The organism is Pelagimonas sp. KU-00592-HH (genome assembly GCF_040369695.1).
Taxonomy (GTDB): domain Bacteria; phylum Pseudomonadota; class Alphaproteobacteria; order Rhodobacterales; family Rhodobacteraceae; genus Shimia.
Genome location: NZ_BAABWM010000004.1, coordinates 506613 through 533129, shown reverse-complemented (window position 1 = coordinate 533129; position 26517 = coordinate 506613). Strand labels below are relative to the sequence as shown.

General features: G+C 61.0%; 32 protein-coding genes. 11 read left to right on the top strand and 21 right to left on the bottom strand.

The features are described from left to right. Positions 1-23: 23 nt before the first annotated feature. Positions 24-1040: a putative 2-aminoethylphosphonate ABC transporter substrate-binding protein gene (locus tag ABWV42_RS17870; protein ID WP_353341355.1), complete on the bottom strand. Its 1017-nt coding sequence runs from the start codon at positions 1038-1040 to the stop codon at positions 24-26. Between the two features lie 205 nt (positions 1041-1245). Between ABWV42_RS17870 and ABWV42_RS17865 the strand changes: the two genes are divergently transcribed. Further along, positions 1246-1752, top strand: a complete 507-nt coding sequence (locus tag ABWV42_RS17865) for a DUF2478 domain-containing protein (protein WP_353341354.1) — start codon at positions 1246-1248, stop codon at positions 1750-1752. A 64-nt stretch (positions 1753-1816) separates the two neighbouring features. After that, positions 1817-2647 carry a glucokinase gene (locus tag ABWV42_RS17860; RefSeq protein WP_353341353.1) on the top strand — a complete coding sequence of 277 codons (831 nt, stop codon included), beginning with the start codon at positions 1817-1819 and terminating at the stop codon, positions 2645-2647. Here ABWV42_RS17860 and ABWV42_RS17855 read toward each other — a convergent pair. Next, the gene (locus ABWV42_RS17855; RefSeq protein ID WP_353341352.1) at positions 2644-3411 is read right to left on the bottom strand and encodes a sulfite exporter TauE/SafE family protein; all 768 of its coding nucleotides are present in this window, start codon (positions 3409-3411) and stop codon (positions 2644-2646) included. The genes ABWV42_RS17860 and ABWV42_RS17855 overlap by 4 nt on opposite strands. A gap of 144 nt (positions 3412-3555) precedes the next feature. On the opposite strand from ABWV42_RS17855, the gene ABWV42_RS17850 reads away from it, so the two are divergent. After that, the gene (locus ABWV42_RS17850) at positions 3556-5244 is read left to right on the top strand and encodes an acyl-CoA dehydrogenase family protein (RefSeq protein ID WP_353341351.1); all 1689 of its coding nucleotides are present in this window, start codon (positions 3556-3558) and stop codon (positions 5242-5244) included. 94 nt (positions 5245-5338) lie between these two features. Here ABWV42_RS17850 and ABWV42_RS17845 read toward each other — a convergent pair whose 3' ends face one another. Both ABWV42_RS17845 and ABWV42_RS17840 read right to left on the bottom strand, forming a co-directional pair. Then, positions 5339-5854 carry a hypothetical protein gene (locus tag ABWV42_RS17845; RefSeq protein WP_353341350.1) on the bottom strand — a complete coding sequence of 172 codons (516 nt, stop codon included), beginning with the start codon at positions 5852-5854 and terminating at the stop codon, positions 5339-5341. 146 nt (positions 5855-6000) lie between these two features. Next, positions 6001-7686: a calcium-binding protein gene (locus ABWV42_RS17840; RefSeq protein WP_353341349.1), complete on the bottom strand. Its 1686-nt coding sequence runs from the start codon at positions 7684-7686 to the stop codon at positions 6001-6003. Positions 7687-7993: 307 nt separating this feature from the next. On the opposite strand from ABWV42_RS17840, the gene ABWV42_RS17835 reads away from it, so the two are divergent. Next, positions 7994-8545 (top strand): TetR/AcrR family transcriptional regulator, encoded by a 552-nt coding sequence (locus tag ABWV42_RS17835; protein ID WP_255106909.1) that lies wholly within the window; start codon positions 7994-7996, stop codon positions 8543-8545. A gap of 1 nt (position 8546) precedes the next feature. Beyond that, the gene (locus ABWV42_RS17830; protein WP_353341348.1) at positions 8547-8948 is read left to right on the top strand and encodes an META domain-containing protein; all 402 of its coding nucleotides are present in this window, start codon (positions 8547-8549) and stop codon (positions 8946-8948) included. On the opposite strand, the gene recO is transcribed toward ABWV42_RS17830, so the two are convergent. The 14 genes from recO to folK all read right to left on the bottom strand — a co-directional run bounded on the left by recO (position 8923) and on the right by folK (position 19601). Beyond that, positions 8923-9654, bottom strand: a complete 732-nt coding sequence (gene recO / locus ABWV42_RS17825; protein WP_353341347.1) for a DNA repair protein RecO — start codon at positions 9652-9654, stop codon at positions 8923-8925. The genes ABWV42_RS17830 and recO overlap by 26 nt on opposite strands. Before the next feature lie 10 nt (positions 9655-9664). Next, positions 9665-9997, bottom strand: coding sequence for a DUF1491 family protein (locus tag ABWV42_RS17820; RefSeq protein ID WP_255106912.1), 333 nt, complete (start codon positions 9995-9997; stop codon positions 9665-9667). 22 nt (positions 9998-10019) lie between these two features. Further along, positions 10020-10928: a GTPase Era gene (era, locus tag ABWV42_RS17815; RefSeq protein ID WP_255106913.1), complete on the bottom strand. Its 909-nt coding sequence runs from the start codon at positions 10926-10928 to the stop codon at positions 10020-10022. A 40-nt stretch (positions 10929-10968) separates the two neighbouring features. Then, entirely contained in the window at positions 10969-11850 is an 882-nt protein-coding gene (locus ABWV42_RS17810) for a DMT family transporter (RefSeq protein ID WP_353341346.1), read from the bottom strand. Positions 11851-11855: 5 nt separating this feature from the next. Beyond that, positions 11856-12536, bottom strand: coding sequence for a ribonuclease III (gene rnc, locus ABWV42_RS17805; protein WP_255106915.1), 681 nt, complete (start codon positions 12534-12536; stop codon positions 11856-11858). Next, positions 12533-13369, bottom strand: a complete 837-nt coding sequence (gene lepB / locus ABWV42_RS17800; RefSeq protein ID WP_255106916.1) for a signal peptidase I — start codon at positions 13367-13369, stop codon at positions 12533-12535. The genes rnc and lepB overlap by 4 nt, the downstream gene beginning before the upstream one ends. 70 nt (positions 13370-13439) lie before the next feature. Next, positions 13440-13871 carry a holo-ACP synthase gene (gene acpS, locus ABWV42_RS17795; protein ID WP_255106917.1) on the bottom strand — a complete coding sequence of 144 codons (432 nt, stop codon included), beginning with the start codon at positions 13869-13871 and terminating at the stop codon, positions 13440-13442. Continuing rightward, on the bottom strand, positions 13868-14494 hold the full coding sequence (locus ABWV42_RS17790) for a LysE family translocator (protein WP_353341345.1): 627 nt from the start codon (positions 14492-14494) through the stop codon (positions 13868-13870). Before ABWV42_RS17790 ends, acpS begins: the two co-directional genes overlap by 4 nt. Next, positions 14491-14940, bottom strand: a complete 450-nt coding sequence (locus ABWV42_RS17785) for an ABZJ_00895 family protein (protein ID WP_353341344.1) — start codon at positions 14938-14940, stop codon at positions 14491-14493. The genes ABWV42_RS17790 and ABWV42_RS17785 overlap by 4 nt, the downstream gene beginning before the upstream one ends. A gap of 11 nt (positions 14941-14951) precedes the next feature. Then, positions 14952-15692 carry a pyridoxine 5'-phosphate synthase gene (locus ABWV42_RS17780; RefSeq protein ID WP_353341343.1) on the bottom strand — a complete coding sequence of 247 codons (741 nt, stop codon included), beginning with the start codon at positions 15690-15692 and terminating at the stop codon, positions 14952-14954. A gap of 70 nt (positions 15693-15762) precedes the next feature. Beyond that, positions 15763-16425: a DUF2062 domain-containing protein gene (locus tag ABWV42_RS17775; RefSeq protein WP_255106921.1), complete on the bottom strand. Its 663-nt coding sequence runs from the start codon at positions 16423-16425 to the stop codon at positions 15763-15765. 13 nt (positions 16426-16438) lie between these two features. Further along, positions 16439-18598 carry a RelA/SpoT family protein gene (locus tag ABWV42_RS17770; protein ID WP_502930972.1) on the bottom strand — a complete coding sequence of 720 codons (2160 nt, stop codon included), beginning with the start codon at positions 18596-18598 and terminating at the stop codon, positions 16439-16441. 27 nt (positions 18599-18625) lie between these two features. Further along, on the bottom strand, positions 18626-18979 hold the full coding sequence (rpoZ, locus tag ABWV42_RS17765; RefSeq protein ID WP_255106922.1) for a DNA-directed RNA polymerase subunit omega: 354 nt from the start codon (positions 18977-18979) through the stop codon (positions 18626-18628). Between the two features lie 76 nt (positions 18980-19055). After that, on the bottom strand, positions 19056-19601 hold the full coding sequence (gene folK / locus ABWV42_RS17760; RefSeq protein ID WP_353341342.1) for a 2-amino-4-hydroxy-6-hydroxymethyldihydropteridine diphosphokinase: 546 nt from the start codon (positions 19599-19601) through the stop codon (positions 19056-19058). Between the two features lie 166 nt (positions 19602-19767). On the opposite strand from folK, the gene ABWV42_RS17755 reads away from it, so the two are divergent. After that, entirely contained in the window at positions 19768-20340 is a 573-nt protein-coding gene (locus ABWV42_RS17755; RefSeq protein ID WP_255106923.1) for a LabA-like NYN domain-containing protein, read from the top strand. 42 nt (positions 20341-20382) lie between these two features. On the opposite strand, the gene ABWV42_RS17750 is transcribed toward ABWV42_RS17755, so the two are convergent. Both ABWV42_RS17750 and ABWV42_RS17745 read right to left on the bottom strand, forming a co-directional pair. Then, entirely contained in the window at positions 20383-21993 is a 1611-nt protein-coding gene (locus ABWV42_RS17750; protein ID WP_353341341.1) for a DUF1963 domain-containing protein, read from the bottom strand. Positions 21994-22108: 115 nt separating this feature from the next. After that, positions 22109-22513 (bottom strand): c-type cytochrome, encoded by a 405-nt coding sequence (locus ABWV42_RS17745; protein ID WP_500151002.1) that lies wholly within the window; start codon positions 22511-22513, stop codon positions 22109-22111. A 181-nt stretch (positions 22514-22694) separates the two neighbouring features. Between ABWV42_RS17745 and ispH the strand changes: the two genes are divergently transcribed. From ispH to rnhA, 5 genes are read left to right on the top strand one after another with little or no spacing between them, the layout of a single operon-like run. After that, on the top strand, positions 22695-23648 hold the full coding sequence (gene ispH, locus ABWV42_RS17740; protein ID WP_353341339.1) for a 4-hydroxy-3-methylbut-2-enyl diphosphate reductase: 954 nt from the start codon (positions 22695-22697) through the stop codon (positions 23646-23648). Next, positions 23648-24106 (top strand): DUF3429 domain-containing protein, encoded by a 459-nt coding sequence (locus ABWV42_RS17735; RefSeq protein ID WP_353341414.1) that lies wholly within the window; start codon positions 23648-23650, stop codon positions 24104-24106. The genes ispH and ABWV42_RS17735 overlap by 1 nt, the downstream gene beginning before the upstream one ends. A 13-nt stretch (positions 24107-24119) precedes the next feature. Further along, complete coding sequence (locus ABWV42_RS17730) at positions 24120-24734, top strand: LysE family translocator (protein ID WP_255106926.1); 615 nt, start codon at positions 24120-24122, stop codon at positions 24732-24734. After that, complete coding sequence (locus ABWV42_RS17725) at positions 24731-25318, top strand: class I SAM-dependent DNA methyltransferase (RefSeq protein ID WP_353341338.1); 588 nt, start codon at positions 24731-24733, stop codon at positions 25316-25318. The genes ABWV42_RS17730 and ABWV42_RS17725 overlap by 4 nt, the downstream gene beginning before the upstream one ends. Continuing rightward, positions 25311-25763 (top strand): ribonuclease HI, encoded by a 453-nt coding sequence (rnhA, locus tag ABWV42_RS17720; protein WP_255106928.1) that lies wholly within the window; start codon positions 25311-25313, stop codon positions 25761-25763. Before ABWV42_RS17725 ends, rnhA begins: the two co-directional genes overlap by 8 nt. Here rnhA and ABWV42_RS17715 read toward each other — a convergent pair whose 3' ends face one another. Beyond that, positions 25764-26507, bottom strand: coding sequence for a class I SAM-dependent methyltransferase (locus tag ABWV42_RS17715; protein ID WP_255106929.1), 744 nt, complete (start codon positions 26505-26507; stop codon positions 25764-25766). Between the last annotated feature and the right edge of the window lie 10 nt (positions 26508-26517).

The window sequence follows — 26517 nt, the reverse complement described above, 5'->3', positions numbered from 1 at the left end:
CCTCACTTTTTTGGGAATTGGGCTTATTTAGGGTCTGATTTTCCGTCGTACCGCGCCTGCCATTCCTTGAGGATACGGGCACGGTTGTTGGCGGCGAATTCGAAATCATTGTCGATCATGCCCGCCTGCAACCCTTCGGGGAAATGCTCGACCGGCTTGGCGATGCCGGGAATGGCCAGCACGGCATAGCCCTTGTTGTACATCCGGTTCGCCTCTTCGGTGACCGCGAAGTCCACCAGCTTCTGAGCCGCTTCAAGGTTCATGGTACCGGCCACGATGGCCGTGGCCTCCATGTCCCAGCCCACACCCTCGCTTGGCACGATGATCTCGAGCGGGGCACCGGCAGCCTTGGATTTGGCACCGCGGAAGGCAAAGCTGATCCCGATCGGAATTTCGCCAGCCGCCGCCAGCTTGCAAGGCTTGGAGCCCGAGTGGGTGTAACGCGCGATGTTCTCGTGCAGCCCGTCCATATAGGCCCAGCCACCCTCTTCTCCGAACATCTGCAACCAGCTCGACACGTCAAGGAACCCGGTGCCGGACGAGTTCGGGTTGGGCATGATCAGGTGCCCCTTGTACTGCGGATCAAGCAGGTCTTTCCACGAGGTCGGAACCGCCAGCCCAAGCTTTTCGGCCTCGACCGTGTTGTAGCAGACCGAGGCCACCCAAGCGTCCATACCGGTCCAGTAGGGCGGATTGTCACCATCGACAAACTTGGAATCCAGCTTTTCGACACCCGCCGGAGCATAGGGTTCAAGCATCCCTTCGGACTTCAGCAACAGAAGCGAGGTCGCCGCCAGGCCCCATACCACATCGGCCTGCGGATTGTTCTTTTCCGCCAACAGCTTGGCCGTCACGATCCCGGTCGAATCCCGCACCCAGTTGATGGTGATGTCCGGATGCTGCTCGTTGAATTTCGCGGCATAGCGGGCGAGATCCTCGGCCTCGATCGCCGAATAGACGGTCAGTTCGGTTTCCGCCACCGAGGCCGTCGCGATCCCCAACCCCGCCAGAGCCGAGAGAAGAAATTTCGATTTGCGCATCATGTCCCCCTAATGAACTTTTGCAGCTGTGTAATTTGTCGATTTTGAACTCGTTGATTTCAATGAAAATACTAGCATTTGTATATTTCTCAATAAAAACTGTGACGCAGGTGGTTTCGCGGTCTCAACCGCCGTGCTCTCGCCTCCGGAGCTGCGCGCTTGTTACGGGTTTTCCAAAGCCGAAAAACTGCCTACATATCGTGTCATGAAAATCGCCTACACCATGACCCGCGGCAGGGGCGAGCTTGACCGCCTGCTTGCCGATTTCGCCGAAACGCTGGGCGCGCGCGGCGTGCGCACCTGCGGCATCGTCCAGATCAACACCGATTGCGGGTCGGGCCATCGCTGCGACATGGACGTGCAGGTTCTTCCCGACGGGCCACGCATCCGGATTTCCCAGTATCTCGGCAAGGAGTCGAAAGGCTGCCGCCTTGATCCGGCCTCTCTCGAAACCTCGGTCGCGGAAGTGGGTCGCCGGATGGAAGAGGATTTCGACATCTTCATCCTCAACAAGTTCGGCAAACAGGAAGCCGAAGGCCGCGGCTTTCGTCACCTGATCGGCGATGCACTGGCGCGCGGGGCTTCGGTTCTGGTCGGCACCAACCCGCTGAACGCGGAAAAGTTCGAAGATTTCACCGACGGCGCCGCCACCAGCATCGCCCCTGATCTCGACGCCCTGTTGCACTGGTACGAAAGCCCTGAAGAGGCGTGACCTCGGGGCTATGCCACGTGGCACCGCTGTTCTAGGCTGACAAAAGGCTGAACTCGGGGGCGACATGTTTCTTCTCGCTGACATCGGCGGCACCAATACGCGGCTGGCACTGGCCGATGAAAGCAGCGTGCGTTCCGAAACCGGTGCCGTTTTTTCCAATGACAGTTTCGCCTCGTTCGACAGGGTGCTCGACACCTACCTGCGAGACCAGAACGCGCCTATGCTGAGCGCCGCCTGCTTTGCCATCGCCGGCCCCGTCATTGGCGAAACCGCCCGCCTGACCAACCGCGACTGGACGTTCGACACGGCAGCCCTGGGCCGACACCTCAAGGCGCCCGCGACTCTGGTGAATGATCTCGAGGCGCTGGCGATGGCCCTGCCCTTCCTTTCGGAAACGGAAAAGGACGTGCTGGTCTCCGCCAGCCAGCCGGGCAACGGACAGTATCTTGCCGTCGGCGTGGGAACCGGCATGAACCTCTGTGCCCTGCGCAAGGGGCCGATGGGCACCACGGCGCTGCGCGCGGAATACGGCCACGCCCCCCTCCCCTTTACCCTCTGCGATCAACTGTCGGAATGGGACCTGCCGATACCTGAAAGCGTGGAAAACCTGTTCAGCGGTCGCGGCTTGCGCGCCTTCCGTGATGCGGGAGGCAGTGATCCTCAATATGCCGGGTTGCTTGGGCTGCTCTGCGCCGCGCTTGCCGCGCAATACCTGCCCCGCAACGGTATCTTTCTGGCCGGTGGCGTGGCTCGTGCCATCCTGTCCGAAAACCCGACACCCTTTGCCATTCCCTACAGCGTCGCCTGCCCGAATGAGGCAGGTATCCCGCCGGTCTCGCTCGTAACTTCGGACATCGCGGCACTGAACGGCTGCTTGGCGGCACTGAACTCCTAGATGAACACCGCCCGCCGGATCAGGTTCAGTGCGGCAATGGTCAGGATGATCAGCGTCGCCTTGCGAAAGGTCTCCTGATCGATCCGGTCGTGAATGCGGGTTCCGATCCACATGCCGAACATCGCCGGCGGCAAAAGCCCGATCGACAGCGGCAGCGTCTCCCAGCGCAGGACACCCGATGTCAGGTGCGCGGCCAACAGGGCCACCGCCCCAAGCCCATAGATCACCCCCTGTACGCGAATCTGTTCGGTCTTCTCGGTGTTCAGCGCGGTCAGGTACAGGACGGTCGGCGGCCCCCAGACACCCGACAGCCCGCCGATGACCCCGGCAAACCCGCCCACGGCCATTTCGGCCCGCGCATTGGCAACGGTCAGGCGCATCTGGACACCCAAAAGCTGAAGCCCGGCAAAGATCGCAACCGGCACGCCGATCACCAGCAACAGGATATTTTGCGGAAGAACCGGCACGAACTGGGCCGAGATCAGGAGAAAGACAAGCCCGGTCCAGAGGAACACCCGGAACTTCTTGACCGAGGCAATCGCCGCGCCCACGCCCTGGCGAAACGCCTGCACACCGTTCGACAGAAGGGTCGGCAGGATCAACCCCGCCAGTGCCAGTTCCGGTGCCATGAGCGAGCTTAGGCCGGAGATCAGCACCATCGGCATACCGAATCCCACCATGCCCTTGATCAGCCCCGCCAGCAGGGCCACCAGTACAGCCAGAAGAAAAACCACAGGGTCGAGGGAAGATAACAGCAGGTCCATGCCCAAGGTATAAGCGGCCTAGCGCTGCACCGCAAAAAATCAACGCGCAACAAACGAACAATTTCCAATAAACAAAAGTATTATTGTTGCGCTGCATGTGCAAACAGATTATGTCACAGTGCAGCAATGTGAAGGACATGAATCATGGCCCATGACGGACAGGACCTGACGATGACAAACTCTGTAATTCTTCCCGATCTCCTTGCCCTGACCGGCGCGGCTGTTGCCCCGGTCAAGGCACTGCTTGAGACCGCAACCGCAACCGTGCGTGAAACCGTTTCCGCCGATGGCCGTGTCTCCGGTGGTCTTCTGGAACAGAACCAGGCAGCCGCGCATGGTCTGTCGTGGCTGGCAACCTACGAACAATCCCTGACCCAGATGCAAGCCTGGGCCGAACGTCTTCAGGGCGAGGGCAAGTTCGGTGAGATGGAACAGCTGATTCACCAGATCGCCTTTGGTGAGTACCTGAACCAGATCAAGGGCGGCATCCCGATGAGCCAGGGCGAGATTGTACGCCTTGGCGATCTTGGCCTTGGCGTTGACGCGCTGTCGGGTCTCAACACCGCCGAGATCGACGCGCTTTGCACCTCGGGCAACACCCAGAACGCTCGTATGCGCCTTGTCGAACTGATGCAGGACAACGCGGGCCACGCCACCTTTGGCGCCTCGGGTCTCGATGAAGAACTCGAGATGATCCGCGAACAATTCCGTCGCTATGCCGACGAACGCGTGGTGCCCCATGCCCACGAATGGCACCTCAAGGATGATTACATCCCGATGGAAATCCTCGAAGAGCTGGCCGAAATGGGCGTCTTCGGCCTGACCATCCCCGAGGAATACGGCGGTCTTGGCCTATCCAAGGCCTCGATGGTCGTGGTGTCGGAAGAACTGTCGCGCGGCTATATCGGTGTTGGCTCGCTCGGCACCCGCTCGGAAATCGCGGCCGAACTGGTCGAGGCTGGCGGCACCGAGGAACAGAAACAATACTGGCTGCCGAAATTGGCCAGCGCCGAAATCCTGCCGACCGCCGTGTTCACTGAACCGAATACCGGTTCCGATCTCGGCAGCCTGCGCACCCGCGCCGTGAAGAACACCGATGGCGACTATGAAATCACCGGCAACAAGACCTGGATCACCCACGCGGCCCGCACCCACGTGATGACCCTGCTGGCGCGGACCGATCCGAACTCGACCGACCACCGCGGCCTGTCGATGTTCCTTGCCGAGAAAACCCCGGGCGACGACGAGAACCCCTTCCCGACCGAAGGCATGACCGGCGGCGAGATCGAGGTGCTCGGCTATCGCGGCATGAAGGAATTCGAACTGGGCTTTGACGGCTTCAAGGTCAAGGGCGAGAACCTGCTTGGTGGCGAAGAAGGCCAGGGCTTCAAACAACTGATGAAGACCTTTGAAGCGGCCCGCATCCAGACCGCCGCCCGCGCCATCGGCGTGGCCCAGAACGCGCTTGAGGTCGGCATGCAATACGCCGAAGACCGCAAGCAGTTTGGCAAGTCGCTGATCAACTTCCCCCGCGTCGCCGGCAAGCTGGCGATGATGGCGGTCGAGATCATGGTCGCGCGTCAGCTGACCTATTTCTCGGCCTGGGAAAAAGACCACGACCAACGCTGTGACCTCGAAGCTGGCATGGCCAAGCTGCTGGGTGCCCGCGTGGCATGGGCCGCCGCCGACAACGCGCTGCAAATCCACGGCGGCAACGGCTTTGCGCTGGAATACCAGATCAGCCGCATCCTCTGCGACGCGCGTATCCTGAACATCTTCGAAGGCGCCGCCGAAATCCAGGCCCAGGTCATCGCCCGCCGCCTGCTGGGCTAAGCCACATTTTTCTGGAAAAACGAAACCCCGATACGCCACCGCGTGTCGGGTTTTTGTATTGGGGTGAGCTTTCAATCAGACCGACGAAAACCCGTCAATCTTCAAATTTGCCCTTAACTAAGAAGACGTCGCCCCGACCTTGGTCAATCGGAAGCTGCAAAAATTCATGACCACCAGGTCGATCAACGTTCCACTTTTTCATCGCGTGGAAGATCCGTTGGTCTTTATTTCTTTTCCAGCGCACACTCATGGAACACCAGTGAGGTGGGTCACGCCTCAAATCGACGGACACATGCAAATCCTTGTGGTAAAAGTACCCATTCTTTGTGTTTTGGACAAAGGGGTACTTCTTTATAACGTCAATCGCCTGTGTGAAGTCAGACCGATTATCAAGACAGATCTCTTTCAGGAGTTTCGCTCCGGTCTCGGGATCAACAAGCTGCGTTCCAGCTTTCGCACTGCGAGAGGACGGAATTGAAGGATACAGGACGAAGCCCTGTTCCTTTATTGGCGGCGGTGCTTTGCTTGGGCCGGTCGCGTCACCGCTTTGTACATTGCAGCCACCCAGAATTGCCAGAACCAGCGCCATTCTCAAAAAACGATGTGCCACGTGCAAACCCCTCAACAATAAGCAAAATCATAGACCTACGCTTGCACGCGCACGCCGCATCTTCAATCTGCTTCTGCTGACTTTGCGACAAAAATCAATGCGCACGCCCGCAACCCCAAGGGACCGCGGGCGCTGGTGCAGGTGCCTCAGAAGATGAAATCCGCTGCGCCCAGATCGCCAAGGTTCACGTTCAGCAAGGTGATCGTGTTGCCGGCCCCGGCGTCGATAACCACGTCTGCGCCGACCTGGCTCATGTGACCACCGGAAATGTCGGCAAAGCTAATGATTGAAGAGACCGCAACGAGGTTGATCTTCTCGTTGTTGTTGGTCGCCTCAAATCCCTGGATCACGTCCACACCGAAGCCATCAGCAAAGACGAACTCATCGGACCCGGTGCCACCGATCAACCGGTCGTTACCCGTGTCGCCGCTCAGGACATCAGCCCCCTTGCCCCCATTCAGCGTATCGTTGCCCACTCCGCCATTCAGGGTGTCCTTGCCGTCCTCGCCCAGTTGCAGATCGTTGTCAGCGCCACCTGCCAACAGGTCATTGCCCACGCCACCGCGCAGCGTGTCATCGCCCTGCTGCCCGCGCAGCGTGTCATTGCCATCCGCCCCCTTGAGCAGGTCGAGGCCCTCTTCCCCCAACAGGGAATCCGCGCCCGCACCGCCTTCCAGCGTGTCATCATCAAGACCGCCGCTCAGGGTATCATTGCCGTTCTCACCCTGAAGCAGGTCGTTGTCCTCCCCGCCTATCAGCGAGTCGGCCCCAAATCCCCCTTTGAGGCTATCGTCGCCCTGATCACCCTGAAGCGTATCATTGCCGCGTTGCCCCCTCAGAAGGTCAGCGCCAATGCCCCCGCTCAGGTCGTCGTCGCCCTTGCGCCCTGCCAGCGTATTGCTGCCCTCGTTGCCGACCATCACATTGGCCAGCGCATTGCCCCGGCCATCAAGGTCCACCGTCCCCAACAAGGTCAGGTTTTCCAAGTTCTGCGCCAGCGTGTAGGTTACGAGGCTCTGAACCTCGTCGGTTCCCGCGTCCAGGTCTTCGACAAGAAGCATGGCTGCATCGTCGATGATATAGGTATCGTCACCATCGCCGCCCCGCACCGAGCCGGTCACGGTACCGCCGCGCCCGTCGAACAGGTCTGCGCCGCCCAAAAGATCGACATTTCCAGTGATCTTCCCGGAGTTGACGACGGTCTCGTTGCCGTGATCCCCCCTCAAGGCCAGACTTGTCGGATCGCCGCCCGAGATCGTGCCCGAGTTGATTAGCGCGTTTTCGGCGTTTGTAAGCGTGTTGAAATCGACCCCGTGGAAAAGACCCGCAAGAACACCCGTATTGATCACTTTGTTACCGGTGCCCTGGACCTCGACACCTAACTGGTCCCCGTTGATCACGCCGGAATTGGACAGAAAGCTATTGTCGCCGTCCAGCAGCACCCCGTCAGTTGCCCCGAATATCGTGCCGGAATTGGTCACACTCGCCGCGTCCCCGATCATCTGGACCCCGCGGTCCGCCAGTCCTGTGACAGTGCCCCGGACGATCACCTCGTGATTGTTCCCCGCCATCTCGATGCCGTCGCTGGCACCGAACACCGAACCGGTTTCCAGCACTTCCACCGAGTTGCTGGCCGAGTTCGTGTCTGAATCGATGCCGTCCAGTTCACTGTAAATCGACCCCGAAACCGCAAGCTGGTTGCCGGTGAACGTCAGGAAATCGAACCCGTCGGATGTGTTCGTAATGTAGCGACCATTCAACAGCACCCACAGGTCACCATTTGCATCCGCATCAACGCCCGTCGTCGTATTGAAAATCATTCGAACAGCCATAACCTCTCATCCCAAATCCAATTCTGATCCCGCCAGTCTACCAGATTCGGGCCGCACCCTATGAAACTGGGGGTCCTACGGTCCAAACTCGCCGACAGGTCGACTGTCGTGAAACATCCGATCTTCACAGTATCCCTGCGATTTCAGAGCTTTGGAGTGTTGGTGTCGTTGCACTGCCTAATTTGGGATCATAGACCCTATCAGAGAGGGCAGAGTATCTGGCGCAACCTGCAACAGATTGTCGCCGCAATGCAGCATTTTCAATGCCGCACTTGCAAAACATCCAACACCCCCGTACCCATTTCGCATGTCTTCGACTCGCCTCTCCCCCGACAGCTGGATTCAAGCCGGCTTTGATGCGCTGATTGCGCAGGGGCCTGCTGCACTCAAGGCAGAGGCGCTGGCCCGCGATCTCAAGACGACCAAGGGCTCGTTCTACTGGCATTTCAAGGATGTTCCGGCCTTCCACAACGCCATGCTCGAGCGGTGGGAAACCACCAGCCTTGCCCGTTTCGAAGACGCCGCCAACAGCGACGATCCCCCGGTGCAACGCCTGCGCCACCTTGCGCAGGTGGTCGAGAAGGAAGATGTCGCCGATACCCGCCGCGCGGTGGAACCGGCGATCCGGGCCTGGGCGCATGGCAACGACAAGGTGGCCCAGTCGGTCGCTCGCGTTGACGCCCGCCGCATGGAAGAGCTTGATCGCCTGCTGGCCGAAGTGGGCCTGTCCAACCCCGAACTCTCGCGCATCATCTATGCCGCGAACCTTGGCATGGCCGAACTGTCGGGCCGTGACGGGCAGGCCAATGATGACGCCCTGGGCACCTTGGTGGATCTGGTTCTTGCCCTATATGGGTAGGATGACACGTATCTTTCTCGGGCTTGTTCTCGCCCTCACCCTCTCGGCCTGCTTCAAGGATGAAACCGTGACCGGATATGGCGGTGATCGCCTCTGGCAGTTGAACGAACTGGACGGCACCCCCTTCACAGCCCGCGCCTCGATCCGGTTTGACAAGGATGGCAAGGTGTCCGGCCAGGCCGCCTGCAACCGCTTTTTCACCCAGCAAACCGCACCTTACCCCTGGGTCGAATTCGGCCCCATCGGCAGCACCAAGATGGCCTGTCCCGACCTTGAGGCCGAGAGCGCCTATCTTGGCGCATTGGCCGAGATGAGCCTTGTCGAAATAAGCGGCGACGTGATGATCCTGAGCAACGATGCCGGGCGCAAGATGGTGTTCACGGCTGCGCAAGACGGCGGCTGAACAGGTCCATCAACCGACCCCGCGCTTCGGGCAGGGGTTTGTGGCCCAGCTCGGGCGCAAGCTTGTTCTCCATAAAGTACCCGGTTGTGCCAAGCGCCTGAAGAACCTCGTGATCCGGCGCATCGCCCTGCCCCAGCAACACCGGCGGCAGCGGCAACAGGCGATCCGCCCATTCCCCCGCCCCCTGACGCGAGACCGCCCGTCCGGACCGCGGCGAGACATAGACCAGATCGTCGCGCCCGCCCGTCACGGCGCATTCCGAGAGATCAAGGCCAAATCCCAGTTCCTCCAACAGCGCCACTTCCCAGCGCAGATAGGCCAGCGGCCAGATGTCGTTCTGCCCCAGAAGATCCAGAAGACGTTCGGTCTTGAGGTAAAGATCAGCATGCGGTTCGCGTTCCGGCAGGCTGAACCCCAACAGCCCCGTCACCGCGTTCAAACCGGCCAGCGCCATACGGTCCGACAGGGCCGCCGCGCGGCTGCGCAGGGGTTCCACGGTGAAACTGCCGATATGTTCCTCAAGCCGTGCACGCCATGATACGTCAACCTGTGCGCCCGGTTGTAGGATCGGGGTCATCTTGCGGCTGGTGCCACCGCGCACCACGCCCGCATGGCGGCCCCGTTCGGGCGTGAAAACGTCAAGGATCACCGAAGTCTCGCCGTGTTTCCGGCTGCTCAGAACGATTCCCTGGTCACGCCAATCCATATCCGCCGCCCTAGTCCGCCAGCCCCGGCTCATCCAGCAGATGCCGCCCCTGGCGGTCTTCCACCTCGACCACCCAGAGGTCGGGATCAAACTCGCGCTGTCGGCGCAGGGCCGCATCCACCGATGGTTCATCCCCTTCCGCCAGAACCACCCACTTGCGGTCTCCGGTCATCAGGTCGAAAGACCGCTGAAAGGCCTGTGCCTGCCCGTCCAGCGTGGCCAGTTTCACAAGAACCGCCCCCGCCGTGTCATCGCCGTGGGCCATCACATAGGCCGGAATGCCCGTCAGTTCGAGCCGCGCCATATAGGCCTGTACCCAGAATTTCGCGGTCAACCTCGCCATCAGCGGTTGGTCCTTCCCGCCATCACTTGTTGCCGTCGCGGAAATCCAGCCCCATCTCGGAATAGCGCTCTTTTTCCTCAAGCCAGTTCGGACGCACCTTCACCTGCACGAACAGGTGGACGCGGCGGCCGAGAAACTCCTCAAGCTCTTCCCGCGCGGCCTTTGAGACGGCCTTGATGGTCTCGCCCTTGTTGCCAAGAACGATGCCCTTGTGCCCGTCACGCGCCACATAGACCAGCTGGTCGATGCGGGCCGATCCGTCCTTGCGCTCTTCCCAGTTCTCGGTTTCGACGGTCAACTGGTAGGGCAATTCCTGATGCAGACGCAGGGTCAGCTTTTCGCGCGTCATCTCGGCGGCAATCATGCGCATGGGGAGATCGGCGATCTGGTCCTCAGGGTAAAGCCACGGCCCTTCCGGCAACTCTTCGGCCAGCCACTGTTTCAGATGGTCGGCACCATGCCCCTTCTCGGCCGAGATCATGAAGGTCTCGACAAAGGGGAACCGCTCGTTCAAGTCCTTGGACAGGCCCAGCAGAACCTCGGATTTCACCTTGTCGATCTTGTTGATCGCCAGCGCGATCTTGCGCCCTTTCGGCAATTCCTTGAGACCCTCGAGGATGGTCTCAACGCCTTCGGTGATGCCGCGATGCGCCTCGATCAGCAAAACGATGATATCGGCATCCGCCGCCCCGCCCCAGGCCGCCGCCACCATGGCACGGTCCAGACGGCGACGCGGCCGGAACAGGCCCGGCGTATCGACAAACACCAACTGGCTGTCACCTTCCAGCGCGACACCGCGAATGCGGGCGCGGGTGGTCTGAACCTTGTGCGTCACGATCGACACTTTCGCCCCCACCATGCGGTTGGTGAGCGTGGATTTGCCCGCGTTGGGCTCTCCGATAAGGGCGACGAATCCGGCGCGGCTGGTCATGGGCATTCCTTGATGTTGCAAGCCTTGGGTGTACAGGAGATCAGGGCTTAGAACCAGACGGGATTTTGCCGCCCGATCGCATCAGCGTATAAAGCCCGCTGCCCACGATCAGAACCGCCCCCACCAGCGTCATCAGGTCGGGACGTTCGCCAAACCACAAGACGGCAAAGCCCAGCGCAAACAGCAGGCGGGAATAGCGGAACGGCGTGACCACGGCGATGTCGCCAGTGCGCATCGCCACCGTCAGCGCGTTATAGGCCACCACCCCGACCACCGCCGCAATCGCCACCGCCCCGAACGCGGGCAGAGCGGGCATCTCGGCAGGCACGCCATAAAAAGGCACCAGCACCAGCCCAGCAACGACCAGCACCATGAACCCCAATGTGCCCAGCTGACGGCCCGACATCGTCTTGGGGCTGACGCTGGTGGCAAGGTCGCGGCCCGCGAACCCAAGGGTCGCCAGCAGGGCAAAGATCGAGGTGGCCTCAAAACTTTCCGGTGTCGGGCGCAGGATCAGCAGCACGCCGACAAACCCCACCAGCATGGCAATCCATCGCCGCGGCCCCACCTTCGCGCCAAGGAACAGAACCGCCCCCAGCGTCACCACAAGAGGCGCCGATTGCAGGATCGCCGAAGTGCTCGACAGGGGCGTAAAGGCCAGTGCCAAGGCAAAGAACAGCCGCCCGCCCAGTTCAAAAACCGAACGCAGGATCATCGCCTTCGACAGAACCGCCGGATGAAACACCGCCTCGCCCGCCCGCAGGGACAAGCCGACAAAGATCACCAGACCAATCAGGCCAAACATCACTAGGGCAACGCCCACGGGCATCCCGGCGGTGGCAAATTTGAAGAACGCGTCTTCGACCGCAAAGGCCGCCATCGCCAGAACCATCGCAAGGCTGCCGCGCAGGTTCTCGGACATGAGGCCTAGCTTTCCAGACGCGACAGCAACGCCTTGGCCGCTGCCTGCTCGGCCTTGCGCTTGGAATTGTCGCTGGCCTCGGCGCTTTCGCCATTCTCAAGCTTGGCCGCAATCTCGAAGATCGGCGCATGGTCCGGGCCGGACCGCTTCAACAACTCGTATGTCGGCGGCTTCAGCCCCCGCGCCTGCGCCCATTCCTGCAACGAGGTCTTGGGATCGCGGGCATCGGCCTCGACCTTGCTCACGCGGTCGCCCCAAAGGCGCACCACCATCTCCTTGGCGGTCTCGAACCCCGCATCAAGGTAGACCGCCGCGATCAGCGCCTCCATGGCATCACCCAGCAGGGCCTGCTTGCGGCGTCCACCCGACAGCATTTCCGAACGGCCCAGCTTGAGCCCCGCACCAAGATCAATCTCGCGCGCAACGTCGGCACAGGCTTCCTTGCGCACCAGCGCGTTGAACCGCGGGGCCAGCTGCCCCTCGGTCGCCTTGCGATCCTGCGCCAGCATCGCCTCGGCCATCACCAGCCCAAGCACACGGTCGCCCAGAAATTCAAGCCGCTGGTTGTCATCCCGCGTCGGCGACGACATCGACGAATGCGTCACCGCGCGCACCAGCAACTCGGGCCGCTTGAACGAATAGCCGATCCGCCCCTCAAGTGCCTTCAGTTCCGCCGATAGCTTCATTCGACCGCCTTGAAGAAACGGTCCTTGCGCCATGTCCAGAAGAAGAACATGGAACGGCCCGCCGAAGAGAACATGATGCGGTCTGCGCGGCCGATCAGGTTTTCATAAGGCACGAAGCCAACCCCACGCGCGGCACGCGGAACGCGGCTGTCGGTCGAGTTGTCTCGGTTGTCACCCATGAAGAAATAATGTCCCGCCGGTACCGTGAAAACACCGGTGTTGTCCGCGCCACCCGGACCGATGTTCAGGATCGCGTGGCTGGTGCCGCCGGGCAGGGTTTCGATCTGGCGCGACTTCTCGCAGATGCCACCATCCCCCACGGGGCCATTTTCACAGCGCGGACGCAGGCGCTGCGGGCCTTGCGGGCCGGCCACTTCCTTGAAGATACCATCATCCTCGAGCTTCACCGGATTGCCATTGATGTGCAGCACGCCCTGTTTCATCTGCACCGTCTCGCCCGGCAGGCCGACAAGGCGTTTGACATAGTCATAGCCGGTCAGCGGGTGGCGGAAGACAACCACGTCGCCGCGCTTGGGCTCACCGCCGAACAGGCGCTTGTTGTCCCCGTCGACAAAGCCGCAGATGTCCTTGGCGTCGATGTTGATCCCGAAACGCGCAATGCGGATCGACGGGCACGAGGCGTAGGAATAGCCGTAGGCCATCTTGTTGACGAACAGGAAATCCCCGATCAACAGCGTGTCTTTCATCGACCCCGACGGAATCCAGAACGGCTGGAAGATCAGAGAACGGAACACGCCCGCGATCAGAAGGGCATATACGATCGTCTTGACGGTTTCGATGAAACCGTTCTGCTTCTTGGCTTCGGTTGCCATGTGCGCGCCTCTCAGGGGTTTTCTGATGGTTTTCTGCTTGCGGGTTACATGCGGTGCGCGGGCTTTTGAGTCAACCCGAACGCCCCGTTTGCGGCGCCTCATCGCGCAGTGGCCGTGCCTCGATCACAACAAAGGCCTGTGCCCAGGGGTGATCATCGGTCAGGGTCACGTGAATAAAGGCCTCGTGACCCGCTGGCGTCATGCTGTCCAGCCGCTCCTTGGCCCAACCGGTTACCTGCATTGTCGGTTGCCCCGTGCGCAGGTTCGACACGGCCATGTCTTTCCAGCTGATCCCCATCGCAAGCCCGGTACCCAGCGCCTTGGAACAGGCTTCCTTGGCGGCCCAGCGTTTCGCCAGCGTTCCCGCCTCGTCGCGTCGCCGCGCCGCCTTGGCAAGTTCCGTCTCGGTGAAGACGCGGTTGCGAAAACGGTCTCCGAAACGCTCAAGCGTTCCGGCCACGCGGTCGATATTGGCAAGGTCGGTTCCGATACCAAGGATCATTGCAAACGCGCCGTCAGGATTTTGAAACTGGCAAAGCCGAAGAAGCCAGCAAAGGCGATGTCGAACCAGCGTTGCGCCTTGCCATAGCCGCGCACGATCCGTTCGGACGAAAACAGCACCGCATAGCCAAGGAAGATCATCGCCGATCCGGCATAGAGCAGCCCGAAATAGCCAAACAGCGTGGCGGGCGTGGCGTCTGCAGGGGCGACAATCGCATAGATTGCCCCCCAGCTCAGGATCGCCTTGGGATTGGTCAGGTGGATGGCCGTGCCCTTGGTGAACAAGGTGACGAACCCGCCGTTGAAGCCGCTGCCCAGCTTGGCCCCCTCGCCGCTATGGGCCGCGCGTTTCAGCGCCTTGAGCGCGAGCCAGCCAAGATAGGTCGCCCCTGCATAGCGCAGGACTTCGAAAACCCAGGCATTGGCCAGCATCACCGCAGACAGCCCCAATGCGGCGGCTATGCCCCAACTGGCCGATCCGGCAAGAATACCCAGCGCAAAGGCCAGCGCCGGACGCCGCCCCGCGCTCATCGCCGTGCCTGCGATGCCCATGGTGGCCGGCCCCGGAGAGCCCCCCGCCATCAACCAGGCCACCCAGATTGCCATGAATTCGGGCGTGATCATTTCGATTGCCCCTGTCTTTCAAACGCCTTGATCCCGGCCCGCACGCCGAGGCCAAGGAAAAAGCGGTTGGTAAGGTAAAGCAGGCCCACGGTGATCAGAAGGATCACGAACAGCGCCGGACCGCCCACGAACAGAAGGAAGTTCCAGACATCGAACCCCCTGACGGCGTAGATCGTCGTCGACACCACGAGGTAGGCCGCCTGCACCGCCAGCGCACAGCCGGTCAGCGGCCAGGCCAGTTTCCAGGCCACGCCCTTCTCAAGCGGCGTGCCGGTGGTCTGGCCGTGCTTCATCGCAATGTTCTGCGCCGCCACCATGGCCGGAAGCCAGATGGTGATGCCCGGCGGCAGCTGGAATTCGAACCGCGCGGCAACAAACCCCAGCCCGACAAGAGCAAGCATCGTCAGGGCATATTGGATCGTGTAGCTGCGCAGGTTCAGACTCATCTCAGGTTCTCTCAGGACGCGGCCCGCGCCTCGTCCATCAGGCGGCGCATTTCCTTGATCGCGGGATCAAGCCCCACAAAGATCGACTCGCCAATCAGGAAGTGCCCGATATTGAGTTCCATCACCTCGGGGAAGGCGGCAACCGGCTGAACCGTTTCATAGGTCAGGCCGTGACCAGCATGAACTTCGAGACCTAGAGAATGGGCAAAGGCGGACATCTCGCGCAGACGCGCCAGCTCGGCATCGCGTTCCTCGAAACGGCCCTCGGCGTGGAAATCGCAATAGGCCCCGGTGTGCAGCTCGACGACCTGCGCGCCGATACGCGCCGAGGCCTCGACCTGCGCCTTGTCTGCGGCGATGAAGATCGACACCCGGCACCCGGCATCGCGCAGCGGCGCGATGTAATGCGCAAGGCGGTTTTCCTCACGCGCCACTTCCAGCCCGCCCTCGGTGGTCTTTTCCTCGCGCTTTTCCGGCACGATGCACACGGCGTGGGGTTTGTGGCGCAGGGCGATCTCCTGCATCTCTGCCGTTGCCGCCATCTCAAAGTTGAGCGGCACGGTCAGGTGCTCCATCAGCGCGTCAATGTCGGCATCCAGAATGTGACGACGATCTTCACGCAGGTGCGCGGTGATCCCGTCCGCACCCGCCGCTTCGGCCAGACGGGCCGCGCGCACCGGATCGGGATAGGCCCCGCCGCGGGCATTCCGCACCGTGGCCACATGGTCGATATTCACTCCAAGACGCAGCATCTCGGTCGCTCCTTGTTTCCTCTTCGAATCCGGACCCTAGTAGCGCTTTGGCGCAGGGGAAACCGGATTCTTAGGTTTGTTGATCTTCCTTGTGCGCCGCAGCCTGCTCGCGCGCCTTGGCCCGCAGCGCCTCGACCCGTTTCTTGAACTTGGCAGCGCGGCGCTTCTGGTAGGCGCGAATCACCGGAACGCTCAGATAGTAGCTGATCGTGGCCGCCACGATGCCCGGCGCGATCCCACCCACAAGGTAAGGCAGGAACACCTCGTCATAGAAAATCCTAAGACCATCCCAATCCGCCTGGTGATCAAAGAACATCGACAGGAAATTGTGCCACAGGTCCGCACCTGCATCGGCAAACTTGCGCACCAGCGACCGGTGCTCGCCTTCGTGGAACTCGGTCCCAAGGATGAAATGCCCGGTCTTGAGCGAGATGATCCCGATCGGCAGATAGGTCAGAGGGTTGCCGAAAAACGTACTCAGCAGGGCCGCCAGAAGGTTACCGTTGAAAACCCGGGCAATCAGCGCGGCAACCACGAAGTGCAACCCATAGAAGGGTGTGAAGGTGGTGAACACACCCGCCCAGACACCACGCGCGATAAACTCGGGCGATCCCGGCAGGCGATGCAGCCGGTGCCGCACGTAGTGAAACGCACGGGTCCAGCCACCCTTGGGCCAGAGGAAATCGAGCACGATCTTGTGAATCGGCCTTTTGTCCCGGCGCTTGAACACCACGATGGTGCGTCCTCTACTCCTTTGGACCCGCAGGCACCCTTGCCCGGCTGGGATCCCGGTGTCTTTCGATCTCGGCCACGTCGCTTTCGGCGCCAAGCGCCATCAACAGCGAGTGCAGATGCTCTGCATCCCGCAGGTCGACATGTACGAGCAAGCGATAGAAATCCGGCTTCCTGTCCACGAATTCAAGGTCCGAGATATTGGCCTTGTGTTCGCCAATCAATGTGCAAATTCGCCCCAGCACCCCGGCGTCATTACCGATGGTGATATTGAGCGGCACGGTATAGATCGCCTTATGCTTTCCGCCATGCCAATGCAGGTCGACCCAGCGCTCCGGCTGGTCCTCGTAATTGCCAAGCGAGTCACAGTCGATGGCATGCACAACCACCCCCTGACCCCGGTAGGTGATGCCCACGATCCGCTCGCCCGGAAGCGGCGAACAACAGGGCGCGCGCTGGAAACTCTGGTCAGGGCTGAGGCCGATCACAGCGCGATCAGTTGTGATTTCCTCGCTCTCGTCAGGCACAAGATCGGGATAGACCGCCTGCACGACCTCATGGGCCGTCAGTTCGGCACTGCCCAGCCGCGCCAGCACCTCGTCCATGTCCTTGAGCCGCAGGTTCTTCGCCGCCATGTCGAGAACCTTGTCGGTGGCCTTCTTGCCCAGATGTTCGAATGCTGCCCGCGCCAGTTCGCGACCCAGCTTGATAAACCGCTCGCGGTCCATCTCGCGCAGGGCACGACGAATCGCGGTACGCGCCTTGCCGGTGGTGGCAATATCAAGCCAGGTGGCCTGCGGCGCCTGTCCTTCGGCGGTGATGATCTCGACCGACTGGCCGTTCTTGATCCGGGTCCAGAGCGGCACCCGCATATGGTCGATCTTGGCCCCGACACAGGCGTGGCCGATCCGGGTGTGGATCGCATAGGCAAAATCAAGCGGCGTCGCCCCGCGGGGCAGCTTCACCACCTCGCCCTTCGGCGTGAAGCAGAACACCTGGTCCGAATACATCTCGAGCTTGACCGCCTCGAGAAACTCGTCGTGGTCTTCCTCGGCATCGAACTGTTCGGTCAGAGAGCTGATCCATTTCACCGGGTCAACCGCAAAGGGGTTCTCGCCGCGCACACCGTCCTTGTAGGACCAGTGCGCCGCCACGCCGGTTTCGGCCACATCGTGCATCTGCTGGGTGCGGATCTGCACCTCGACCCGCCGCCCGTCACGCCCCGACACCGTGGTGTGGATCGAACGATAACCGTTCGATTTCGGCTGGCTGATATAATCCTTGAACCGGCCCGGAACCGCCCGCCAGCGCTGGTGGATCGCCCCCAGCACCCGATAGCAATCATTCTCGTCACGGGTGATGATGCGGAAACCATAGATGTCGGACAGGCGCGAAAAGCCCTGGTCCTTGGCCTGCATCTTGCGCCAGATCGAATAGGGCTTCTTTGCCCGCCCAAAGACCTGCGCGTCAATATCGGCCTTCTCCAGCTCAAGCCGCATGTCACCGGTGATCCGCTCGATCACGTCACCGGTTTCCTTTTGCAGCGTGATAAAGCGGCGCATGATCGACGCCCGCCCCTCGGGGTTCAGCACCTTGAAGGCGAGGTCTTCAAGCTCGTCGCGCATCCACTGCATACCCATGCGGCCCGCCAGCGGTGCATAGATGTCCATGGTTTCGCGCGCCTTGACGACCTGCTTTTCCGGACGCATCGCCTTGATGGTGCGCATGTTGTGCAGGCGGTCGGCCAGCTTGACGAGGATCACCCGCAGATCCTTGGACATCGCCATGAACAGCTTGCGGAAGTTCTCGGCCTGCTTTGTCTCGGTCGAGGACAACTGCAGGTTGGTCAGCTTGGTCACACCGTCCACCAGCATCGCCACCTCGTTGCCGAACCGGTCAGCAACCTCGCCATACGAGGCCTTGGTGTCTTCGATGGTGTCGTGCAGAAGCGCCGTGATGATGGTGGCATCATCAAGGTGCTGTTCCGTCAGGATGCGGGCAACATCGATGGGGTGGGAAAAATAGGGTTCGCCGGAATGGCGAAACTGTCCCTCGTGCATTTCACGCCCGAATTCATAGGCGTCAGCAATCAGCTTTTCATTGCACTTGGGGTTATAAGTGAGAACGAGCTCTACGAGCTCATCCGCAGGAAACAGCTCGTAAGCGTCGCTCATTCTCGCCTTACCAATTCGTCCTGGCTATTAGCCCTGGCCCTGCGCTTCCATCAGCGCGCGCAGCAGCTTTTCTTCCGACATGTCGTCTTCTGCCGGGGCGTCCGATTCGGCGCCCATCAGAAGCGCCATACGATCTTCTTCCGGCTCATCGACTTCGATCTGGGTCTGGTTCGCCTCGATCAGACGCTCGCGCAGTTCGTCGGCGGTCTGGGTTTCCTCGGCGATCTCACGCAGGCTGACAACGGGGTTCTTGTCGTTGTCACGGTCTACGGTGATCGGCGCACCGGCCGAGACTTCACGCGCACGATGGGCAGCCAGCATTACCAGCTCAAAGCGGTTCGGAACCTTGTCGACGCAATCTTCTACGGTCACGCGGGCCATAGGGCACTCCATTCTCTCAGGATCGGATCAGAAAACACGTATCTAAAAGGGATCGCCCCCCTTGACAACCCTCGTTTCACAAAGGAACGACCGCTTTTCGATCACTTTCCGGCAGGTTGTTCAGCATTTCGGCCACGCTTTGGCCGCTAACCGGGTGAATCCATTCCGGCGCAACGTCGTTCAGGGGCACCAGAACAAAGGCACGGTCCTGCAAACGCGGGTGCGGCAGAATCAGTTGCGAAGGGGCCGCCTTCATCTGCTCTTCCAGCGGCAGGTCCCGCCAATGCGCATAGGTCGCGGCGTCCGGCAGTACCACGTCACCGCCGCCAATGAGATCAATATCCAACGTACGCCCGGCCCAACGGGTTTCGCGGGTGCGCCCGAACTCGGCCTCGATCTCGTGCAACCGTGCCAGCAACTCCTCTGCATCCAGCGCGCTTTCCACAACCAGCGCCGCATTCACGAAATCGGGGCCTGCCCCCGCAGGAAAACAGGGTGTTTTAAAAAAACGACTCACCTGCAAAACTCGAGATTTGACGTCATTCAGCGTCAAAACGGCGCGTTTTAGCGTCACAATAGGATCACCGATTTCCGACGGCAGATTCCCACCGATCGCTAACATCCAGATATTGTTCACCTTTTCACACCTCTCAACAAAATGAGCGACAAAACAGCGCTGATTTACTTGCAGGCTGGGAGAATTGCATTACCCTATTGGGACCGTTTCGCCCAATATTTTTAAACTCACGGGACATTTCAGGGCGGCGCGGCACTAGGAAGGACATTAGATGTTTTACAAAGACGAACGGCTCGCGCTGTTCATCGATGGATCGAATCTGTATGCGGCCGCCAAGTCGCTCGGCTTCGACATCGACTACAAACTCCTAAGACAAGAGTTCATGCGGCGCGGCAAACTTTTGAGAGCTTTCTACTACACGGCGCTGCTTGAGAATGACGAATATTCTCCGATTCGCCCTCTGGTAGACTGGCTGCACTACAACGGCTTCACCATGGTGACCAAGCCGGCCAAGGAGTACACGGACTCCCAGGGCCGCCGCAAGGTCAAGGGAAACATGGATATCGAGCTGGCAGTGAACGCCATGGAACTCGCACCACACGTAGACCATATCGTGCTGTTTTCGGGAGATGGGGACTTCCGGCCGCTCGTAGAGAGTCTGCAACGTCAGGGTGTACGCGTTTCGGTGGTTTCCACCATCCGCAGCCAGCCGCCGATGATCTCGGACGAACTGCGCCGCCAGGCAGACAACTTCATCGAACTCGATGGTCTACGCGAAGTGATCGGACGTCCGCCCCGGGAAGGCGCGATGGGCGAACGCGAAGCGGAATACTCCGACAGATAATCAGGAAAACCGGGGCCAGGCGCCCCGGTTTTTCTTTGACAGCTAGACAGCGCCGTGCGTTGTCAGCCCCTCGGCCTCGTGCCAGTTCTCCGAAACAAGATCACGCAGACGCATATCGACGTAAAACCGCGAGTCGTCACCAAAAGACAACCCCGCCAAGGGATGTGATGGCACATCGATCAATCGCGCATCCGGCTGCATGCCCACTGTTCCGTCGTGGTTACACCCAACAAAAATCAAGGTGTCTCGACACTGACGCTCCCACAACGGTGCAAACCGGTCGAAAAGAGCGTCCGACAGATCAGAAGGGTGTCGCACATAGCAATACCGCGCATAGTTTTCGACAAAATGCTGTACCGCAGGTCGCATATGCGCCGATGGCGCAGGAAAGGCGTCGTTCAAAGTATCAAGCACCTCATGCCCAATCTCTGCTGCGAACGGCACGTCGTCTTCAAAGCCACGCACCTCGGTCTCGATGCGACCGGCCAACACCAGCGCCTGATCCATGCGGGTCAAGTCCTGCTCCAATCGCGAAAACTGGTCCGATAATCGCGCTTCGGCCTGTTGGTGTTTCAGCTTCATCTGCGCGAAAGAAGCGGCTTCAGCACCGGGGTTCTCTTCCAGCAGGCGCAGTTCTTTCCCTTGAGCGTCGCGCAGCCGCTCCAGCCGCGCATCTCTGCTCTCCAACTCTCGCCTCACCTGTTCTCGTTCTTCCGTGACAACACGACGCCAAATTCCAAGCAATCCGAACAATCCGCGCCAATCCAACCCATGTCCAAAGGCATCTTTCACATCCAAATCCCGCATGACGTCGTGGCGCACCCCCAGCCAACTGCTGGCCCAGATCCAGTCGCCAGCATCGTCATCCCAAAACGCGGGGTTATCCGCCATCATGTCCTCGACGGCACCAAGAGAGGCATCCTCCGCAGGCTCCAGATACCAACGTAACGGCACCAAGCCCTCTGTCCCCAGCGCCGACTGCATCCCGCAGGGCTCCATGTTCCAGTGCCAGCATGGCGCAACCCCATCCGGCTGCGCGCGCTCCTGCAACGCACCGGACACATGGCGCAGAGCTGTCCCGCAACCGCCCTCTTCGTCCCCCCAGATCACGAGCCACCCATCCCGCGGGCCAGCGCCCTGCCAAAGATCATCCGGCATATCGGCAAGGCAAATCTGGGCGATGAACACCGCAGGCTTCCCCTCGATCCGCGGCCAATCCATATCAACCGGAAGCATGGGCAAGCCGCCGATCCAACTTTTCGTTTCACGTTGAGGCCAGCACGGACGCAGGGCAATCCGACGTTGTGCGCGCCCAAAGACATCACCCACCGCCTGTTTTTCCGCCGCCAACTGCTCTTTGCCTATCCGATCCCAAAGCGCCCGTGTCGCGGGATCGTTGCTGAACATATCGGGCGGTGCAGCGGCCTTCTGCCCAAGCGCGCGTCGCGCCGACATGCGATGGCCGAGGAATATTGCGACAGCGCCGATGAGGATCAGCACAATCGCTGCCTCAAAATTCACCGTCCACTCCGGAAGCATCGCTCTCAGGGACGACCAACCCGGCTTGGGCATCGATACCCCGGCCCAAAGCACGCCACAGGCCAGGGCAACACCACCAAGAACCTTCAAACCTTCGAAAAACCGATCAAACATGAATACCCCTCTTCAATTCACCGACATACATCGGGAATGGGGCGAGAGTTCGGTCAAACTAGGAAAAGAAAGAAGACCCGAGACCCCAAGCGCGACACGGACGTCCCGAGTGACATCACCCGTTGCGCTCGTTGTGCATTTTGACAACGCGCTTGGGCCAGGTGCTCTTGATATAGGCCAGCACCTCGACGATATCCGCATCGCTCAGAACGTCTTCAAAGCCCGGCATCCGGCTTTCATAGCCATTCCCGACGATCTTTGCCGTACCGTATTTGGTGATCATGAACAGCTGCATATCCGGATGGTGCCAGGTATGGCCGCTCGCGTCATGCGGCGGGGCTTTCATCAGCCCGTCTTCGTCCGGTATCCGCCAGTCCGGCTCGCCTTCAAGGTTCGCACCATGGCACGAGGCACAGTTCTCGGCATAGATAACCTCGCCCCGCTGGATCGCGCCGCGATCCTCGTAGGGCAGGAACCCCTTACCCTGTTGCGCCCCTACGCTGACGCCAAGACCTGCCATCGCCATCGCGGCCACGCTGGCCAGGGTCCATTTCATCGACATTTCTGTCCCTCCGCTTGCAATCACCCTTTGCTAGCGGGCTTCCCACACGGGAAGGAAAGTCACATTTTCGCGCGTTCGGCGGGCTGGACGTACCGCGCCCAAAGCCTTACCTGTTGGCCAACACACGAAAGGAGCCCGCATGTCCAACCCGCCCCTGACCATCCATCTGGCCGCGCCGCGCGGGTTCTGCGCCGGGGTCGACCGCGCCATCAAGATCGTGGAAATGGCGCTCGAGAAATGGGGCGCGCCGGTCTATGTGCGTCACGAGATCGTCCACAACAAGTTTGTCGTCGACGGGCTGCGCGCCAAGGGTGCCGTCTTTGTCGAGGAACTCACCGACTGTCCGGATGATCGCCCGGTGATCTTTTCGGCGCACGGTGTCGCAAAATCCGTCCCCGCCGAGGCCCAGCGCCGCGAAATGGTCTATGTCGATGCCACCTGCCCGCTGGTCTCCAAGGTCCACATCGAGGCCGAACGGCACTCGGACAACGGCCTCCAGATCATCATGATCGGCCACGCGGGCCATCCGGAAACCATCGGCACCATGGGCCAACTGCCCGAGGGCGAAGTGCTTCTGGTCGAAACCGAAGAAGATGTCGCCACGATCGAGGTGCGCGACCCCGAAAAGCTGGCCTTCGTGACCCAGACCACCCTCTCGGTGGATGACACCATCGGCATCGTTGCCGCGCTGAACGCCCGTTTCCCCAAGATCGTCGGCCCGCACAAGGAAGACATCTGTTACGCCACCACCAACCGGCAGGAAGCGGTCAAGGCGATTGCCCCCAAGGTCGACGCTATCCTCGTTGTCGGCGCTCCGAACTCCTCGAACTCCCGTCGCCTCGTCGAAGTGGGTGCCAAGAACGGCTGCGACTACTCGCAACTGGTGCAACGCGCCGAAGACATCGACTGGCGCGCGCTGGAGGGCATCCGCCACCTTGGGATCACCGCAGGCGCCTCGGCCCCCGAAGTTCTGGTGAACGAGGTGATCGACGCCTTCCGCAGCCGCTATGACGTGACCGTCGACATCGTCGAAACCGCCGTCGAGCGGGTGAACTTCAAGGTCCCGCGCGTCCTTCGGGACATGCAGGCATGATGCTTGGTATTCCCCGCACTGCACTGCTTCTTGGACTGGCTGGTCTCCTGCCCTTTCTCGCCGGCGCGTTGACAGTGGCAACCGGCTTCGAGATCACCTCAGGCGAGGGTGGCACCAACACATCCCTCTTCGACCTGCTTGCCAGTGGCCGCGCCCTACTGCTGCACTATGGCATTATCATTCTGGCCTTCATGTCTGGTGCGCTTTGGGGGTTCGCGGCGCGGTCCGACCAACACCTTCCCTATGTCCTCTCCGTCCTTCCCGCACTCTGGGCGCTGTTCGCCACCACCGGCCCCGAGACCGGCGCTCTTCTCAACCTCGCGCTTGGCTTTACGGCTCTGCTTGGACTTGATGGATGGTTCATGATGCGCACCCTCGCACCACCGTGGTGGCTGCGTCTGCGCCTGCTGTTGACGGCGGTGGTTGTGCCATGTTTGCTGGTTGGTGCCTTCGTCTGATACAGGAACCAACATGCTGTCTGCCCAATTCCTTCTGACCGCGCTTGTGGTGGTCATCGCGCCCGGCACTGGGGTCATCTACACGCTGGCGATGGGTCTGGGCCAGGGTCGACAGGCCGCCCTCTGGGCCGCGCTTGGCTGCACTGTTGGGATCGTGCCCAGCCTTGCCGCCGCCACCCTCGGGCTTGCCGCCGTCCTGCACACCTCGGCGCTTCTTTTCAACATCGTGAAGTTCGCGGGCGTCGCTTACCTGCTCTACCTCGCGTGGCAGGCCCTGCGGGCGGGCGGCGCACTCTCGATCAGCGCCGAACGCGGCGGGGAACGCGGTCTTGTCATCGCCCGCCGCGCCGCGCTCATCAATATCCTGAACCCGAAACTCTCTGTGTTCTTCCTCGCCCTCCTGCCGCCCTTCCTGTCGGGCAATGCGGCAACCGCGACGATGGAAATGGCCCTGCTCGGCGGGGTCTTCATGGCGATGACCTTCGCGGTCTTCGTTCTCTATGGCCTGTTCGCCGCCAAGGCCCGTGACCTCATCCTCTCAAGCGCCCGCGTCATGGCCTGGCTGAACCGTGGCTTTGCCGCCATCTTCGTCGCCCTCGCGGGGCGCCTTGCACTGGAACGCGCATGAGGGATCGCGAAACCGTCGACGTCTATTCCCGCAAGGCCGAAGTCTATGCCGACCTGCCGATGACGCAGGAACAGACCGACGCGCTCGACATGTTCACCGCCGGCCTTGCCCCCGGCGCGCATATTCTCGACCTTGGCTGCGGCCCCGGCATTCACACCCTCGAACTGATGCAACGCGGCTTTAGTGCCCGCGCTATCGACGCCACCCCCGCCTTTGTCGAGGCCGCCCGTGCCCGCGGCGTTGATGCCCACCTCGGCACATTTGACGACCTGACCGAAGAGGATGCCTATGACGGCATCTGGGCCAGCTTCTCTCTGCTGCACGCCCCCAAGGCCGATTTCCCCCGCCACATCGCCGCCTGCAAACGCGCCCTGCGCGACGGCGGCTGCCTCTTCCTTGGCCTGAAGCTCGGCGAAGGCGAACACCGCGACGATCTGGGGCGGTTCTATGCCTTCTACACCCAAGACGAACTGCGCGAGATCCTGACCAACGCGGGGTTTGACCGCTTGCAGAGCCGGACAGGAAAGGGCAAAGGGCTGGCCGGAACCATTGACCCTTTCATTTTGCTGACCGCCCATGCCTGATCTTTTTGCCTATACCGACGGAGCCTGCTCTGGAAACCCCGGCCCCGGAGGATGGGGTGTCCTGATGCGCGCAATGGATGGCGACACCGTCGTCAAGGAACGCGAGCTTTCGGGGGGCGATGCCGCCACCACCAACAACCAGATGGAACTCATGGCCGCCATCATGGCGCTCGAGACGCTGTCGAAACCGTCGAAAATCACCGTCGTCACCGACAGCGCCTACGTCAAGAACGGCGTCACCGGCTGGATTTTCGGCTGGAAGCGGAACGGCTGGAAAACCTCGTCGAAAAAGCCGGTCAAGAACGTCGAACTCTGGCAGCGCCTTGACGCCGCCCAGGCTCGTCACGACGTGACATGGGAATGGGTCAAGGGCCACGCCGGCCATCCCGAGAACGAGAAAGCCGACGAACTCGCCCGCGCGGGCATGGCACCCTTCAAACGCTGATCACTCGGCCGCCTGCCAGCGCTGTTCATAATCCGTCTGGTAGACCCGCACCTCGCCATCCGCCTCTTCTGCGGGCTTGCGCACTGCATAGTCGAGGATCGTGCTGGTATTGGGCAGGTTGCCCACGATACGCGGCCGCACACCGGTCTGGTTCGGGTTCGACGGCCGGATCGAGCGATGCGCATACATCGGCAACAGCGGCTGCAAACGGCACTCCAGAACCTCGTAACCAAGCGTCTTTTCCCAGAACCCGAACACCATTTCCGGGCAGATCTGGTAGAACCCGTGGTTGATCCAGTTGTTGCAGGGCGAATGCCCGATCAGAACCCCGCCGGGCTTGAGCATCTTGTGGATGTTGCGATAGGCCGTCGGCAGATCGAAAATGTGTTCGCAGGTGCCCCCGTCATAGACCACATCGAACCGCCCATGCAGCTCTTCCGGCAACTCGCCGCCAAGATCCTGAACGATGCTCGCGTTTTCGAAATGCGAGATGTCCATTGAATCCACCTGGTCGAAACCGATCTTGCGAAAGAAGGTCTCGGAATAGGCGTCGTCACTATTGCGCAGATCATCTTCGCTGACGCCCGGCAGGTACTGCGCCAGCGCCTTGTCGAACATGTCCGCCGACCGCTTACGCCGCCGACCGACCCAGCGTTGCCGCCCAAGCATCACCACGTTGCCCGAAAGTTCGTGTTCCTTCACGTACTCAAGAATACGCACTGCAAGAATATCAGAAATTGCCATTGCCACCCTC

Coding starts and splice junctions, on each gene's coding strand:
- ABWV42_RS17870 (WP_353341355.1), bottom strand. CDS start 1,040: ATGCGCAAATCGAAATTTCTTCTCTCGGCTCTGGCGGGGTTGGGGATC.
- ABWV42_RS17865 (WP_353341354.1), top strand. CDS start 1,246: ATGAAAATCGCCTACACCATGACCCGCGGCAGGGGCGAGCTTGACCGC.
- ABWV42_RS17860 (WP_353341353.1), top strand. CDS start 1,817: ATGTTTCTTCTCGCTGACATCGGCGGCACCAATACGCGGCTGGCACTG.
- ABWV42_RS17855 (WP_353341352.1), bottom strand. CDS start 3,411: ATGGACCTGCTGTTATCTTCCCTCGACCCTGTGGTTTTTCTTCTGGCT.
- ABWV42_RS17850 (WP_353341351.1), top strand. CDS start 3,556: ATGGCCCATGACGGACAGGACCTGACGATGACAAACTCTGTAATTCTT.
- ABWV42_RS17840 (WP_353341349.1), bottom strand. CDS start 7,686: ATGGCTGTTCGAATGATTTTCAATACGACGACGGGCGTTGATGCGGAT.
- ABWV42_RS17835 (WP_255106909.1), top strand. CDS start 7,994: ATGTCTTCGACTCGCCTCTCCCCCGACAGCTGGATTCAAGCCGGCTTT.
- ABWV42_RS17830 (WP_353341348.1), top strand. CDS start 8,547: ATGACACGTATCTTTCTCGGGCTTGTTCTCGCCCTCACCCTCTCGGCC.
- recO (WP_353341347.1), bottom strand. CDS start 9,654: ATGGATTGGCGTGACCAGGGAATCGTTCTGAGCAGCCGGAAACACGGC.
- ABWV42_RS17820 (WP_255106912.1), bottom strand. CDS start 9,997: ATGGCGAGGTTGACCGCGAAATTCTGGGTACAGGCCTATATGGCGCGG.
- era (WP_255106913.1), bottom strand. CDS start 10,928: ATGACCAGCCGCGCCGGATTCGTCGCCCTTATCGGAGAGCCCAACGCG.
- ABWV42_RS17810 (WP_353341346.1), bottom strand. CDS start 11,850: ATGTCCGAGAACCTGCGCGGCAGCCTTGCGATGGTTCTGGCGATGGCG.
- rnc (WP_255106915.1), bottom strand. CDS start 12,536: ATGAAGCTATCGGCGGAACTGAAGGCACTTGAGGGGCGGATCGGCTAT.
- lepB (WP_255106916.1), bottom strand. CDS start 13,369: ATGGCAACCGAAGCCAAGAAGCAGAACGGTTTCATCGAAACCGTCAAG.
- acpS (WP_255106917.1), bottom strand. CDS start 13,871: ATGATCCTTGGTATCGGAACCGACCTTGCCAATATCGACCGCGTGGCC.
- ABWV42_RS17790 (WP_353341345.1), bottom strand. CDS start 14,494: ATGATCACGCCCGAATTCATGGCAATCTGGGTGGCCTGGTTGATGGCG.
- ABWV42_RS17785 (WP_353341344.1), bottom strand. CDS start 14,940: ATGAGTCTGAACCTGCGCAGCTACACGATCCAATATGCCCTGACGATG.
- ABWV42_RS17780 (WP_353341343.1), bottom strand. CDS start 15,692: ATGCTGCGTCTTGGAGTGAATATCGACCATGTGGCCACGGTGCGGAAT.
- ABWV42_RS17770 (WP_502930972.1), bottom strand. CDS start 18,598: ATGAGCGACGCTTACGAGCTGTTTCCTGCGGATGAGCTCGTAGAGCTC.
- rpoZ (WP_255106922.1), bottom strand. CDS start 18,979: ATGGCCCGCGTGACCGTAGAAGATTGCGTCGACAAGGTTCCGAACCGC.
- folK (WP_353341342.1), bottom strand. CDS start 19,601: ATGTTAGCGATCGGTGGGAATCTGCCGTCGGAAATCGGTGATCCTATT.
- ABWV42_RS17755 (WP_255106923.1), top strand. CDS start 19,768: ATGTTTTACAAAGACGAACGGCTCGCGCTGTTCATCGATGGATCGAAT.
- ABWV42_RS17750 (WP_353341341.1), bottom strand. CDS start 21,993: ATGTTTGATCGGTTTTTCGAAGGTTTGAAGGTTCTTGGTGGTGTTGCC.
- ABWV42_RS17745 (WP_500151002.1), bottom strand. CDS start 22,513: ATGGCAGGTCTTGGCGTCAGCGTAGGGGCGCAACAGGGTAAGGGGTTC.
- ispH (WP_353341339.1), top strand. CDS start 22,695: ATGTCCAACCCGCCCCTGACCATCCATCTGGCCGCGCCGCGCGGGTTC.
- ABWV42_RS17735 (WP_353341414.1), top strand. CDS start 23,648: ATGCTTGGTATTCCCCGCACTGCACTGCTTCTTGGACTGGCTGGTCTC.
- ABWV42_RS17730 (WP_255106926.1), top strand. CDS start 24,120: ATGCTGTCTGCCCAATTCCTTCTGACCGCGCTTGTGGTGGTCATCGCG.
- ABWV42_RS17725 (WP_353341338.1), top strand. CDS start 24,731: ATGAGGGATCGCGAAACCGTCGACGTCTATTCCCGCAAGGCCGAAGTC.
- rnhA (WP_255106928.1), top strand. CDS start 25,311: ATGCCTGATCTTTTTGCCTATACCGACGGAGCCTGCTCTGGAAACCCC.
- ABWV42_RS17715 (WP_255106929.1), bottom strand. CDS start 26,507: ATGGCAATTTCTGATATTCTTGCAGTGCGTATTCTTGAGTACGTGAAG.